The organism is Burkholderiales bacterium, from assembly GCA_013695435.1.
Classification (GTDB): domain Bacteria; phylum Pseudomonadota; class Gammaproteobacteria; order Burkholderiales; family JACMKV01; genus JACMKV01.
Map to the genome: position 1 here is coordinate 1 of JACDAM010000041.1, position 13,365 is coordinate 13,365.

Annotated in this window: 12 protein-coding genes; 2 read left to right on the forward strand and 10 right to left on the reverse strand. The window is 60.2% G+C overall.

All coding sequences use genetic code 11. The features are described 5' to 3' along the window. Window positions 1-50: 50 nt before the first annotated feature. Window positions 51-2,003, forward strand: coding sequence for a hypothetical protein (locus H0V78_02145; protein MBA2350613.1), 1,953 nt, complete (start codon window positions 51-53; stop codon window positions 2,001-2,003). A gap of 1,206 nt (window positions 2,004-3,209) precedes the next feature. Next, window positions 3,210-4,079, forward strand: coding sequence for a hypothetical protein (locus H0V78_02150; GenBank protein ID MBA2350614.1), 870 nt, complete (start codon window positions 3,210-3,212; stop codon window positions 4,077-4,079). A 158-nt stretch (window positions 4,080-4,237) separates the two neighbouring features. Here H0V78_02150 and alaS read toward each other — a convergent pair whose 3' ends face one another. The 10 genes from alaS to H0V78_02200 all read right to left on the reverse strand — a co-directional run bounded on the left by alaS (window position 4,238) and on the right by H0V78_02200 (window position 13,303). Then, a complete protein-coding gene (gene alaS, locus H0V78_02155) occupies window positions 4,238-6,853 on the reverse strand; it encodes an alanine--tRNA ligase (GenBank protein ID MBA2350615.1) in 2,616 nt (871 codons plus the stop codon). A gap of 120 nt (window positions 6,854-6,973) precedes the next feature. Further along, window positions 6,974-7,300, reverse strand: a complete 327-nt coding sequence (locus H0V78_02160) for a hypothetical protein (protein MBA2350616.1) — start codon at window positions 7,298-7,300, stop codon at window positions 6,974-6,976. A 52-nt stretch (window positions 7,301-7,352) separates the two neighbouring features. Next, window positions 7,353-7,802: a recombination regulator RecX gene (recX, locus tag H0V78_02165; GenBank protein MBA2350617.1), complete on the reverse strand. Its 450-nt coding sequence runs from the start codon at window positions 7,800-7,802 to the stop codon at window positions 7,353-7,355. Between the two features lie 9 nt (window positions 7,803-7,811). Next, window positions 7,812-8,828 carry a recombinase RecA gene (gene recA / locus H0V78_02170; protein MBA2350618.1) on the reverse strand — a complete coding sequence of 339 codons (1,017 nt, stop codon included), beginning with the start codon at window positions 8,826-8,828 and terminating at the stop codon, window positions 7,812-7,814. A gap of 143 nt (window positions 8,829-8,971) precedes the next feature. Then, the gene (locus H0V78_02175) at window positions 8,972-9,466 is read right to left on the reverse strand and encodes a nicotinamide-nucleotide amidohydrolase family protein (GenBank protein ID MBA2350619.1); all 495 of its coding nucleotides are present in this window, start codon (window positions 9,464-9,466) and stop codon (window positions 8,972-8,974) included. Between the two features lie 139 nt (window positions 9,467-9,605). Continuing rightward, on the reverse strand, window positions 9,606-10,562 hold the full coding sequence (gene thiL / locus H0V78_02180; protein MBA2350620.1) for a thiamine-phosphate kinase: 957 nt from the start codon (window positions 10,560-10,562) through the stop codon (window positions 9,606-9,608). Between the two features lie 81 nt (window positions 10,563-10,643). Then, on the reverse strand, window positions 10,644-11,093 hold the full coding sequence (gene nusB / locus H0V78_02185; protein ID MBA2350621.1) for a transcription antitermination factor NusB: 450 nt from the start codon (window positions 11,091-11,093) through the stop codon (window positions 10,644-10,646). Further along, window positions 11,083-11,541: a 6,7-dimethyl-8-ribityllumazine synthase gene (locus H0V78_02190; protein MBA2350622.1), complete on the reverse strand. Its 459-nt coding sequence runs from the start codon at window positions 11,539-11,541 to the stop codon at window positions 11,083-11,085. The genes nusB and H0V78_02190 overlap by 11 nt, the downstream gene beginning before the upstream one ends. A 52-nt stretch (window positions 11,542-11,593) precedes the next feature. Continuing rightward, entirely contained in the window at window positions 11,594-12,688 is a 1,095-nt protein-coding gene (gene ribB, locus H0V78_02195) for a 3,4-dihydroxy-2-butanone-4-phosphate synthase (GenBank protein MBA2350623.1), read from the reverse strand. A gap of 6 nt (window positions 12,689-12,694) precedes the next feature. Beyond that, complete coding sequence (locus H0V78_02200) at window positions 12,695-13,303, reverse strand: riboflavin synthase (protein ID MBA2350624.1); 609 nt, start codon at window positions 13,301-13,303, stop codon at window positions 12,695-12,697. Window positions 13,304-13,365: the final 62 nt, after the last annotated feature.

A 13,365-nucleotide genomic window follows, 5' to 3' on the forward strand; every position in this document is an offset into this window, starting at 1 on the left:
CAGGCGAGAGACGCAAGAAACACTGCTCGCGAATCCAGCGGAGCCGCGCAATGAGCGAGCAGGTGATGCGGCATATATTGAAGAAGTTGCGCGCGTTATGCTTCGTGGTAAGCGCGAGCTTGCTTTACCTGCTTTACGCGCAAACTGCCTTCGCTGCGATCACGATCGGCAATACGAGCTTCGGCGACTCGGGCGGTGGCGCCCTTTCTTTCTCGCATACCGTTGGCGCCGGCTCCAACAGGGTTTTGATTGTCGGCATCTCGATCGATCGGACAACCATGGTCAATGTGATCAGCAGCGTCACTTACGGCGGAACGACGTTGACCAATATCGGCAACACGGCGGGATCCAGCAACACCATGCGAATTTCGTTGTGGCGCCTGGTCAATCCCGCGGTCGGCACTGCGAACGTCGTCGTCACGCCCAGCATCAACAACATAAAATATGTCGCGGGAGCGGTTTCGTATTTCGGCGTGGACCAGACGACGCCGCTAGGAAGCTTCGCAGCCGCGACCGGCGGCAGCGGCACGCCGACGGTGAATGTTTCGAGCGCGGCCAACGATCTCGTTGTAGACGTTGTTGCAGTGGGCGGCGCGCTGCTCGGCAACAGCATCGCGCCCGGCGCGGGTCAAACGCAACGCTACAACATCAATACGGCCACGATCCTGGGCGGCGGCATGATCGGTGCGGGAAGCACCGAACCTGGGGCGGCGACTGTGACCATGAGCTGGACGCAAAATGGCTTGCTCAACGGGCCATGGGCAATCGGTGCGGTTGCGCTAAAGCCAGCGCCGCCGACGATTACGAAGGTGTTCAACCCGAACACGATCGGCGTCAATAACAATTCGGTACTGACCTTTACTATTACCAACCCGAATCCGGCGACATCGCTGACCGGTGCTGCTTTCTCAGATACGTATCCCGTCGGACTCGTCAATGCGGCAAGCCCTTCGGTCACGAATACTTGCGGGGGGACCGTGACGGCGAACGCAGGCGCCGGCTCGATCGCGTTAAGCGCAGGAACGATCGCCACCGGCACCAGCACCTGCACGATCTCGGTGACTGTTACCAGCGCGTCGGCGGCGACCTACAACAACACATCCGGCGCCGTCGCCTCCACCAACAGCGGAACCGGCAACACCGCGAGCGCCGCATTGGTTGTGCTCAATCGGCCGGTCGCCTCCAAAAACTTCGCGCCTGATCCAATGGTGACAGGTGGGGCCAGCGTGCTGACCGTCACGCTCACCAATCCGAACGCAGGCACGGCAATCACCGGAGCCGCATTTACCGATACCTATCCCGCGCAGATTACGAATAGCGCGACCCCAAGCGGCTCTACCACGTGCGGCGGCAGCGTGACCGCGGCTTCCGGTGGCGGCAGTGTATCGCTCTCGGGCGGCACGATACCCGCAGGCGGCTCGTGTACCGTGACGGTCAACGTGACGAGTAGCACAACCGGAGCGCACACCAACACGATCGCAGCCGGTGCGCTCACTTCGACCAATGCAGGAGTGAGTACTGCGGCGGCGAGCGACACGCTGACAGTCACCGCTTCGCTGACCGTGGTCAAAAGCACACAGACTTTTTCCGATCCGCTCAATAGCGCAACCAATCCAAAAGCCATCCCCGGCGCTTTCATAGGCTATACGATCGTCGTCACCAACCCAGGGCCCGGCGCCGTAGACGTTGACACGGTGTTCGTCATCGACGCGATTCCCGCGAATACCGATTTGTTCGTCGGCGATTTCGGGGCCGCAGGTTCGGGGTCTGTGGCGTTCACGGATGGCGCGCCGGCAAGCGGACTTGGCTACACATTTACCTCGCTTGCGAGCGGCGCGGACGACGTGGGCTTCTCGAACAACGGCGGCGCGACATTTACTTATACCCCGGCGCCCGATATCAATGGAGTTGATCCCGCAGTGACCCACGTCCGTATCAATCCCAAAGGCGTCTTCAATGCCGGCTCGAACTTCACGCTGATGTTCCGCATCCGGATCGAGTAGGTCGCAACGCATCGAGCTTGCGCTTATGACGGTGCCGAAGCGGGAAACCCCGCGCCTCGTCAGCACCAAGCGTCCACGAATGTTCAAAGATCCCAACACAACCTTCGCCGGCAGCACGTTCGGCGATGCCAACATGGCAAGTACTGCGCCAGTTTCGCGTCGCACTCGGCGATGTGTCTGCGACTTAACGCAGCGGGAACGCTGTAGGAAAGCCTGTTTGTGCGGGATCGCAACCGAGACCTTGGGTGCGCATAATCGCGCCACCGCGCGATGCGTTTCGATGCGGACGCCATTCCTGGTGTCCGATGTATCGATTCAAGAAAACCCTGAACCAGGCGTCCTGTACTTTCCGAACTTTCGCTCGGGCCGGACGAGGAAATCAAAGGGATGAAACTGGATTCGCAACAAGTACCGGCATGGCGCGATGCTTTACTTCGCGTACTCCGGCGCGATCATGCTCGCGGAGACAGGACTGCTTAGATGGTTGCGATGCAGCGGAAACCCGCTGTTGAGCGGCCGCTGGCTGGGAGGTGATGTATTATTTTAGAGGAACTGCCGGAACGTGTTGATGGCTCCCTCCAGTCCGCGTATTGCGTCTTTGCGGCCTTTTTATCGATCTCTTTTCCAAAAGAGCGCTAAAAAGGGGAGGGGAACCCCCTCCCAAAACTGCCTGTCCGTTCCCGCGAGCGGGAGGCTAGACGCAACCCGACTGCTTCTCCCCACGACTTTTTTTGTCGAAAGCAGTAGATCGCGCCACGCCGCAGGGACCTGCAGCAAAACACTAGCGGTCAAACATGATGGGTATATCGCAAACACCGTGCCATTTCATATGTTTGCCTGGTAAACATAAAGTATCACTTGTACAAAAAATCCGGCGCTTGACTCCGGCTGCTTAACCAGAAACGAATCACCGAGATCGATGTAAGGCTCTGTAAACACGTTAGAAAGGAGGCTCAAAGCAAAGCTTAAATTGCGGCACTTTGTGACGGAATTTTCGGGAAAATATTTACTCTCTTTGCGCCTATTTCATGAACGGAAAATCCGGATTGCCGAGCGGTGGAAAAGCGGGGGATAGTGAACGGTTCGCTGGGAACGTCGATAAATCGTATGCGCAGACGAAGTTCGAGCAAATGCCTGGCGGCAGCGGTTTTGTCCGCAGTTCTCGTGACTGAAACGCTTGCTATCGGCAACTTCGAGACTGCAGGAATGCCGTATGCGGCGTTTTCCGCGCTACCTTCGGAAAGGCTCGAGATCGCGGGTGCTCGGCTGGAAGTCGCCTTTGCGCCGAGTGCGCAGCATGTTCCGCGCGTCGCGATCATCCACTGGATTACGCAATCGGCGCGGGCGACGGCGGCTTACTACGGCCAATTTCCGGTCAAGGACGTGCAGATTCTCGTGATGCCTGTGACGGGGGCAGGGGTGCGTGGCGGGACTTCGTATGGCTACGGCGGCGCGGCCATCAAGGTACCGGTTGGCAGCGCGAGCACTGAACGGCATTTCGCGCGCGATTGGGTGATGACCCACGAGATGGTGCATCTGGCGCTGCCCGGGTTGCGCTCGTCGCAACATTGGCTGGAAGAGGGTATCGCAACTTATGTCGAACCGATCGCGCGCGCGCAAGCCGGGCAGTTGAGCGCGGCACAGGTTTGGGCGAGCATGGTAGACGGGCTTCCGAATGGTTTGCCGCAGGCAGGCGACCACGGGCTCGATCACACGCCGACCTGGGGTCGAACCTACTGGGGCGGCGCCTTGTTTTGTCTACTGGCGGATATCGAGATTCGTCAACGCACGGCAAACAAGCGCGGCCTGCAGGATGCGCTGCGTGCGATCAATCGAGCTGGCGGCAACATCGAAAAAAGTTGGCCGATTTCACGCGTTCTCCAGATCGGCGATGAAGCGACCGGCGTTCCGGTTCTGCGGGAAACCTATGACCGCATGAAGGCCGCGCCATCCGAAGTCGAACTCGACGAACTGTGGGCGCGGCTTGGCGTCGAGCGAAGCGGCGCAACGGTAACGTTCAACGAAGACGCGCCGTTGGCGGCCATACGAAGGGCGATCACGGAAAAAAGAAGTTAGCGGACGCGGAAAATCGCGCGGCCAGCGAATCCCACCCCAGCCCCCCAGCAAATGGGGAGGGTGCAACCCGAAGTGATTCAGAAATCGAGCCGATCTGGGCCTGCCGCCGGACCTTTAACCGAAGGGACGAACGGCGCTTGATCAGAAGTTCGGCAGCTTTACGTCGTGGCCGCCTGCTCGCTGAGCAGCTTCTGCCTTGACCACTCGGGAACGCCAGCCAGGGCAGCCGGCAACTCCTCAGGAAGATTGCCACCGGCCTGCGCCATATCCTCCCGGCCTCCACCCTTGCCACCTACCTGCTGCGCGACGAAGTTGGCCAGCTCACCGGCTTTGATGCGACCGGTCAAGTCGGAGGAGACGCCGGCAATCAGCGTGACCTTCGCGCCATCGTGCGAGGCAAGTACGATAACGCACGATTTCAGTTTGTCCTTGAGCTTGTCGACCGCTTCGCGCAGCGATTTTGCGTCGGTATTTTCGAGCGCGGCAGCAAGCACTTTGACGCCTTCGACGTCGATCGCCTGGCTCACGAGATCGCCGCCCGACGTGTTGGCCAACTTCGCTTTCAACCGCGCCAGTTCCTTTTCGAGCGCGCGCACGTTATCGAGCACCTGGCCGATTTTCTGGCCGACTTCGTTCGGCTGCGCTTTCAGCGATCCGGCGATTTCCTGCATGGTTTGCTGCTGTTGCTGCACGTAATTCAATGCGCCATCCGCCGTTACTGCTTCGACGCGGCGAATTCCGGCGGCGACGCCCGACTCCGATACGATCTTGAAAAACCCGATGTCGCCACTGCGCTTGACGTGCGTGCCGCCGCACAGCTCGGTCGAAAAATCGCCCATGCCGATCACGCGGACTTCATTGCCGTATTTTTCGCCGAACAGCGCCATCGCGCCGGTCTTGATCGCGTCGTCGTATTTCATCAAGCGCGGTTCGACCGGGTGATTGCGGCGGATTTCGCGGTTGACCAGCGCTTCAATTTCGCGCAGCTGCTCGGGCGTGACAGGAGACGGGTGTGAAAAATCGAAACGCGTGCGGTGGCGATCGACCAACGAGCCTTTCTGGGTGACGTGCGTTCCCAGTACCTGGCGCAGCGCTGCGTGCATCAGATGCGTCGCCGAATGGTTGTACATGGTGGCCGCGCGCGCCGCGCAATCGACTTCGGCATCGACCGCATCACCAACCGCGAGCCGCCCCATTTGCAGCATGCCCTTGTGCCCGAACACGTCGGCCTGGATTTTCTGCGTGTCGTCGACGCGGAACGTGCCGTGGCCGGCAAGCAACATCCCGGTATCGCCGACCTGGCCGCCGGATTCCGCGTAGAACGGCGTCTCGTCCAGAACTATGACGGTAGCATCACCGGCTTCGATCGCATCGACCGACACGCCGCCGGAATAAATCGCGAGAATTTGCGCGCTGTACTGCAGAACCTCGTAGCCGTGGAAGCGTGTTGTCGCGCCGCTGTAGGCCACGCTCTGCCGGGCGCCGAATTTCGATGCCGCTTTGGCCCGGCTGCGCTGTCGCTGCATCGCTTCCTCGAAGCCGGCGAAATCGACATTGATGCCGCGCTCGCGCGCAATGTCGGTGGTCAGGTCGAGCGGGAAACCAAAGGTGTCGTAAAGCCTGAACACCGTTTCGCCCGACAGCATGCGGTCTTCGGTATGCATGGCGGATTCGAGCACCTGCATGCCGTTCTCCAGGGTTTCGGCAAAACGCTCTTCTTCCTGTTTCATTACCGCGGCGACACGCTCTTTGGCCTCGCGCAGTTCAGGATAAGCATCGCCCATGACGTGATCAAGCTCGGCGACCAGCAGATAGAAAAACGCTTTCTTCACGCCAAGCTTGTAGCCATGCCGGATGGCGCGACGGATGATCCTGCGCAGCACGTAGCCGCGCCCCTCGTTGCCCGGAATCACGCCATCGACGATCAGAAAGCTGCATGCGCGAATATGGTCGGTGATGACTTTCAGCGAGTTGTTGCCGGGGTCGTCGGTATTCGTGATTCGAGCGGCAGCCGCTATCAAATGCTGAAACAGATCGATCTCGTAATTGCTGTGCACGCCCTGCATAACCGCGGCGATGCGCTCCAGTCCCATGCCGGTATCGACCGATGGCTTGGGCAACACATGCAGCACGCCGTGCTCGTCGCGGTTGTACTGCATGAACACCAGATTCCAGATTTCGATATAGCGGTCACCGTCGGCGTCGGCGCTGCCCGGGGGGCCGCCCTGCACCAGCGGGCCATGGTCATAGAAAATTTCGCTGCACGGACCGCACGGGCCGGTATCACCCATTTGCCAGAAATTGTCGGCGGTCGCGATGCGCGTTAGCCGTTCGGCAGCAATGCCGATGTCATTGAGCCAGATATCGGCGGCGACATTGTCGTCTGCGTAAACCGTGATCCAGAGTTTGTCGGCGGGCAGATGCAGCACTTCGGTCAAAAATTCCCACGCGTAGCGTATGCCGTCGCGCTTGAAATAATCGCCGAAGCTGAAGTTGCCGAGCATCTCGAAGAACGTATGATGGCGCGCCGTGTAGCCGACATTTTCGAGATCGTTATGCTTGCCGCCGGCGCGTACGCAGCGCTGCGAACTCGTCGCGCGAACATAATCGCGTTTTTCGCGGCCGAGAAATACGTCCTTGAATTGCACCATGCCGGCATTGGTGAAAAGCAGAGTCAGGTCAGTGGCCGGGACGAGCGGGCTCGAAGGCACAATCCGATGACCTTCGCTCTCGAAATAATCGAGAAACTTCTGGCGGATTTCGCTGGAATTCATAAGGATGGCAATGCCTTGGCGTGAATCTGTGGGGTTTTTGGGATGTTACAACCCGGCAACGAGCGCGGCAAGGCAGAAGCTGTGCATCCGGGCTTTGCGAGCCGCTTAAACCTGGTTGATTCAGAAACGTGGCAGACGTTCCGTTTCGGTAACGCGCAGCGCGATCGATCGACCGCCGATGATGGCGCCGCTTTGCACGACGCCGCGCACGCGAATTTCCTCATTCAGCGCGGGAAGCTTGGCGGATGTGACCACGGCGATTTCCGCGCCATCGCCTTCCAGCAGGAAAAGGTTTACTTCGAGCAGCGGGATTTGCGTCGTGTTCACGACCCTGCCTTTGATCTTGACTTCCTTGCCTTCGAACCGGGTCGGCGCGGCGGCGATCTCGGCGATCGGCGTGTAGCCGAATGGCATTGTGTCGCAGCCGGCAAGGAGCAAGGCAGTCATCACGACGAATAGCGCGGGCTTGATGTCGATGCTCCGTTGTCGGGTGAGGTCACTATCGCTTCGCTTCGGCGTCGCGCAATACGATCCTGATGGTTTCAAAATCGAAGCCGCGGTTTTGCAGGAATCGCATTTGCCTGGCGCGTTCGCTGGCATTGTGCGGCAGCGCGCCGAATTTTCGCTGCCAAACGTTGCGCGCGGCGTCGGTTTCGCCCGCTTTCAACCCCGGCAGTGCAGCCGTTATCAATTCTTCGCCGACGCCTTTGTTGCGCAGGTTATGGACGATGCGCGCGGCGCCGCGCTTTCCGCGGTGGGCGTTGATCATGTTTTCGAGCGCGCGCTGATCGGATAAAAATCCGCTGCGCGCCAGATCATCGAGCACGGCGGCAAGCTCGCTTTCGTCTTCAGTTTGACCGGACAACTTGTTTTCAAGCTCGGCTCGCGTGTGTTCGCGGCGCGCCAGATAGCGCAAAGCGCGAGCACGCAGGCTTGGCGCCTGACTCAAATTACCCGATCAGGCAGTAGCGGCAACGCGCATTGCCGCGACGCCGACGTTTTCGCGGATGCGTGCTTCGATATCGGCCGCGATCTCCTGATGATCGCGTAAAAACTCGCGGACGTTGTCCTTGCCCTGGCCGATTTTTTCGCCACGATACGAGTACCATGCGCCAGCTTTTTCGATCAGCTTGTGCAGCACGCCAAGCTCGATGATTTCACCTTCGCGCGAAATGCCTTCGCCATACAGGATGTCGAACTCGGCCTGCTTGAAGGGCGGCGCGACCTTGTTCTTGACGACTTTGCAGCGCGTCTCATTGCCGATCACTTCGTCGCCTTTTTTGATCGAACCGGTGCGGCGAATATCGATGCGCACCGACGCGTAGAACTTCAGCGCATTGCCGCCTGTGGTGGTTTCCGGATTGCCGAACATCACGCCGATTTTCATGCGTATCTGGTTAATAAAAATCACCAGCGTGTTTGAGCGCTTGATGTTCGCCGCCAGCTTGCGCAATGCCTGCGACATCAGGCGCGCCTGCAGACCCATTTGCGGTTCGCCCATCTCGCCCTCGATCTCGGCACGCGGCGTGAGCGCGGCAACGGAATCGACGACGATGCAATCGATCGATCCGGATCTGACCAGCATGTCGGCGATTTCTAGCGCCTGCTCGCCATTGTCGGGCTGCGAAATCAGCAGGTCGCCGACTTTTACGCCGAGCTTTTGCGCGTATTGCGGATCGAGCGCGTGCTCGGCGTCGATGAAGGCCGCAGTGCCGCCGATCTTTTGCATTTCGGCGATCACCTGCAAAGTCAGGGTCGTCTTGCCCGACGATTCCGGACCATAGATTTCCACCACGCGGCCGCGCGGCAAACCGCCGACGCCGAGCGCGATATCGAGCCCGAGAGAACCGGTCGAGACGACGTCGATATCGCGCGCAACCTCGTTTTCGCCAAGGCGCATGATCGAGCCCTTGCCAAACTGTTTTTCGATCTGCGACAAGGCGGCGGCAAGCGCCTTGCTTTTGTTGTCATCCATGGAAATTCCTTGTGTTGGAGAAGCTTGCGAAGAGATGGATCAGCGCTGGCGCGGATTGAGAAGACGGTTCCGCATAGGCGATCAATAGCGCCCGATTATTGCATAAAGTCGGCGGCCGCCGGAAGCACGCGCCGGAGCGGTTTCTAGGCTGCCGCGATCAGATCGAGCGCAACGCGCAAGGCGCGAGCGACTGCCTGCCGTCGTATCGCTTCCCGGCCGCCGTCGAAGCGCTGCGTTTCGCTGACCGGATTTCGGCCTTTAACAGCCCAGGCAAGACAAACAGTGCCAACCGGCTTCTGCGGCGTGCCGCCATCCGGGCCTGCGATGCCGCTGACAGCGAGCGCTACATCCGCCCGGCTATGAGCCAGCGCGCCGCTCGCCATTTCGATCGCGGTCTGTTGGGATACGGCGCCGTGTTGTTCGAGCGTTCGAAGATCGACTGACAGCATTTCGTATTTCGCCGCGTTGCTGTAAGTGACGAAACCGCGCTCGAACCATTGCGAGCTTCCGGCAACGGCGGTGATTTCCTGCGCGACCCAGCCGCCGGTACAGGATTCGGCCGTCGCCAGCATCCATTTTCTGCTGCAAAGCGCCGCGCCCAGTCCTTGCGCAAGTACGAAAAGGCGATCGTCCGTCATACGGCTTTTGCGTTCAGATGACTTTGATCAATGCCGGGCAAAAGCAGCGTTGCCGACGCCGAAACCGCATGCGAGCAGGTGGGCGGCTGCTTTGACGAAATTCCACGTGCCGCGCGGCGAGGCTGCCGCTAGCGATGCTTCAGGCGAAATGGTCGTACCCCCGGCGTTCGATGTTCATGGCTTTCCCGGTTTCATCGCGCACGACCAGTTTGTCGCCGGCGTCGATGTGACCGATCCGGGTCAGCGGCAATTCGAGTTCCTGCGCGATTCGCCCTATGCGGGCTTTTTCGCTCAGCGGGGCGGTAAAACACAATTCGTAATCGTCGCCCCCGGCCAGCGCTGCTTCACGCGCAACCGGGTTGGCAGCGTGACGACCGAGGATCGCCGTTTTCGGGATCGCGGCAAAATCGATAGACGCGCCGACTCCCGAGCGTTCGAGAATATGGCCGAGGTCGGCCACCAGACCGTCGGAGATATCGATCGCCGCCGACGCAATGCCGCGCAAAGCCTGGCCTAGCGCGATCCGCGGTTTCGGCATATGCAGCGCCTGCAGAAAAGCATCGAGCGCTTCGATCTCAAGCGTGATGCGATGCTGCAGATGCGCGAGCGCGAGTGCCGCATCGCCGAGTCGCCCGGATATCCAGATCTGATCGCCGGGTTTTGCGCCATCACGGCGCAATGCGCAGCCGACCGGAACCTCGCCGATGATGTGCACGCACAGATTCAACGGACCCTGCGTCGTATCGCCGCCAACCAGGTCGACCTCATGGCGGCGGGCAAGCGCCATGAAACCGTCAGCAAATTCGGCGAGCCAGCCCTCGTTGATTTCGGGAAGCGCCAGTGCCAGCATCGCCCAGCGAGGCGTTGCGCCCATCGCCGCCATATCGGACAGATTCACTGCCAAGGCTTTGTGTCCGAGCTGACGCGGATTGGCATCGGCAAAAAAATGCCTGCCCGCGACCAGCATATCGGTCGCCGCGGCGAGCGTCATTCCGGGTGCCGGCTGTACAAGCGCCGCGTCGTCGCCGACGCCGAGCAGCGTTCGCCGGCACGGCTGCGTGAAATAGCGCGCAATGATGTCGAATTCGGAAAGCATGCCGGATTTTACGCCATCCCGTCGTCGCACAAACGGGCGAAGCCAGCTGCCGCCAGCTACGGCGCAATGGCTTTGCGATGGCTATTGTTCGCCTGTGCGCGCGATTTTCGCAACATGATCCAGAACGCCGTTCACATATTTGTGACCGTCAGTGCCGCCGTAGCGTTTGGCGATTTCGATGGCTTCGTTGATTACGACGCGGCGTGGAATTTCGAGATAATGCGTCAACTCATACGTCGCCAACAGCAGAATCGCGTGCTCGACTGGGCTCAGCGCGTTGATCGGGCGATCGAGATGCGGCGCCAAGGCGGTACGCAAGGTTTCGTCCTCGCGGATGACGCCCCTGATCAGCGCCGAACAGTGCTCGGCATCGGCGCGCGCAAAATCTTCGCGCTCGGCAAGATGGGCGATGATGCGATCGGGCGTTTCGGCCGAGAGCAGCCATTGATAGAGGCCCTGCGCGGCGAATTCGCGTGAGCGCCGCCGGCTGGTTTTGCCGCCGCCGGCTCGATCGCTCTTGTCATTCGTCATCAAGCCGTTCCAGCAGCCGCGCCATTTCGATCGCAGCTGCGGCGGCGTCGGCGCCCTTTTCGCGCGCGCGGTGCAGTGCCTGATCCTCGGTGTCAGTCGTCAGTATGCCGTTAGCGATCGGTAGTCCGTTGTCGAGTTGGACAGCCATCAAGCCGCTCGCCGATTCATTGGCGACAATTTCGAAATGATAAGTGTCGCCGCGGATGACCGCACCGAGCGCGATGAGTGCATCGAAATCGCCGCGCGTCGCCAGCCTCTGTAAGGCCAGCGGCACTTCGAGCGCGCCGGGGACCGTGACCAGCGTGATATCGTTTTCGGCGACGCCGCGCTCCTTCAGCGCCGCATGACAGGCGCCCAGCAAAATTTCGCCGATGGCCTGATTGAATCGGCTCATCACGATGCCGACGCGCAGTCCGGCTCCGTTTAAAGTGTTCTCGATCTCTTTCATGGTCGCTGTCGCTTGTTTGCCGTTCCGGCGATCGGCTCGTTGAACCCCGAAATTAATCGGGCAGCTCGTGGCCGGTCACTTCGAGCCCGAAGCCGGCCATGCTCGGCATTTTGCGCGGCGCAGCCAAGAGCCGCATTTTGCGCACATTCAGGTCGCGCAGAATTTGTGCGCCGATGCCGTAATTGCGCAGATCGATGCGCGATTGATCGGTGTTGACTGGCGCTGTACCGCGCGCACGATCGAGCAGTTCGGCGGCGGTTTCCGGCTTGTGCAACAACACGATGACGCCGCGTTTCGCATGCGCGATCGTCTGCAGCGTATCGTTCAGATTCCAAGAGTGGCGGCGGTCGCCGGCATCGAGCAAATCCATCACCGATAAGGGCTCATGCACGCGCACCAGCGTTTCCTCGGCCGCGGCAATTTCGCCTTTGACCAGAGCCAGATGCGTCGCCTGCGTGGTCTGATCGTTATAGACGACCAGCGTAAATTCGCCGTGCAGCGTCTGTATCGGCCGCTCGGCGACGCGCGTAACCAGCGATTCGGTCTGGCTGCGGTAATGGATCAGATCGGCGATCGAACCGATTTTCAAATCGTGGCGCTCGGCGAATTCAACGAGATCGGGCAGGCGCGCCATCTCACCATTGTCGTTCATGATTTCGCAGATCACGGCCGCTGCCGTCAATCCAGCGAGCTGGGCCAGATCGCAGCCGGCTTCGGTGTGCCCGGCGCGCGACAGGACGCCGCCTTTTTGCGCCATCAGCGGAAAAATATGGCCTGGCTGCACGATGTCGTCAGGCGTCGCATCGCACGCAACCGCGGCTTGAATCGTGCGCGCGCGATCGGCGGCCGAGATGCCTGTCGTCACGCCGCGCGAAGCTTCGATCGATACCGTGAAATTGGTTCCCGGCGACGAGCGATTGCGCGCCACCATCAGCGGCAGATTCAGTTGCCGGCAGTGCGTTTCAGTCAAGGTCAGACAAATCAGACCGCGGCCGTGCGTGGCCATGAAATTGATGTGGCCGGCGGTCGCGAATTCGGCGCCGAGTACGAGGTCGCCTTCGTTCTCGCGCTCTTCGTCGTCAACGAGGATCGTCATTTTGCCGGCTTTGATTTCGGCGAGGATTTCAGCCGTCGAGTTAAGCGCCATCGTTTCTCATTGCGCGGTCGATATCGATACCGCGCCGAATTGCGCGAGCCGTTCCACATAGCGCGCGAGCATATCGATTTCAAGATTGACCTTGCTGCCGCGCCGCAGTGCGTGCAGATTCGTGGCCTGCAAGGTTTGCGGAATCAGGTTGATGCTGAAGCTGTCTGCATTGACCGCGTTCACCGTCAAGCTGACGCCGTTCACGGTGATCGATCCTTTGCGCGCGATGTATTTCATCAGCGCGTGCGGCGCGGCGATCCGCAGCAACGCATTGTCGCCAGCCGGTTCGAATTCCGCGACATCGCCGACGCCATCGACGTGGCCGCTGACCCAGTGTCCGCCGAGCCGATCGGACGCGCGCAACGCCTTTTCCAGGTTGACGCTATCGTCCTGCCGAAACCCACTCGTGCAGCTTATGGTTTCCGCCGACACATCGACACTGAAAACATTCTGCTCGATCGCAACCACAGTCAGACAGACGCCATTGACGGCAATGCTGTCGCCCACCTTGCTGTCTCGCAAATCCAGCGGTGACGCGATGGCGGCGCGATAACCGGCCCGGCAAGGCGCTATGGCCGCGATTTTTCCTGTGGTTTCGATGATGCCGGTAAACAATTGCGAACCTCGATGGATTCTGTCGGCCGCTGAATGCGCCTCGTGGCAAATTGCAGACGGAA

Coding starts and splice junctions, on each gene's coding strand:
- H0V78_02145 (MBA2350613.1), top strand. CDS start 51: ATGAGCGAGCAGGTGATGCGGCATATATTGAAGAAGTTGCGCGCGTTA.
- H0V78_02150 (MBA2350614.1), top strand. CDS start 3,210: ATGCCGTATGCGGCGTTTTCCGCGCTACCTTCGGAAAGGCTCGAGATC.
- alaS (MBA2350615.1), bottom strand. CDS start 6,853: ATGAATTCCAGCGAAATCCGCCAGAAGTTTCTCGATTATTTCGAGAGC.
- H0V78_02160 (MBA2350616.1), bottom strand. CDS start 7,300: ATGACTGCCTTGCTCCTTGCCGGCTGCGACACAATGCCATTCGGCTAC.
- recA (MBA2350618.1), bottom strand. CDS start 8,828: ATGGATGACAACAAAAGCAAGGCGCTTGCCGCCGCCTTGTCGCAGATC.
- H0V78_02175 (MBA2350619.1), bottom strand. CDS start 9,466: ATGACGGACGATCGCCTTTTCGTACTTGCGCAAGGACTGGGCGCGGCG.
- thiL (MBA2350620.1), bottom strand. CDS start 10,562: ATGCTTTCCGAATTCGACATCATTGCGCGCTATTTCACGCAGCCGTGC.
- nusB (MBA2350621.1), bottom strand. CDS start 11,093: ATGACGAATGACAAGAGCGATCGAGCCGGCGGCGGCAAAACCAGCCGG.
- H0V78_02190 (MBA2350622.1), bottom strand. CDS start 11,541: ATGAAAGAGATCGAGAACACTTTAAACGGAGCCGGACTGCGCGTCGGC.
- ribB (MBA2350623.1), bottom strand. CDS start 12,688: ATGGCGCTTAACTCGACGGCTGAAATCCTCGCCGAAATCAAAGCCGGC.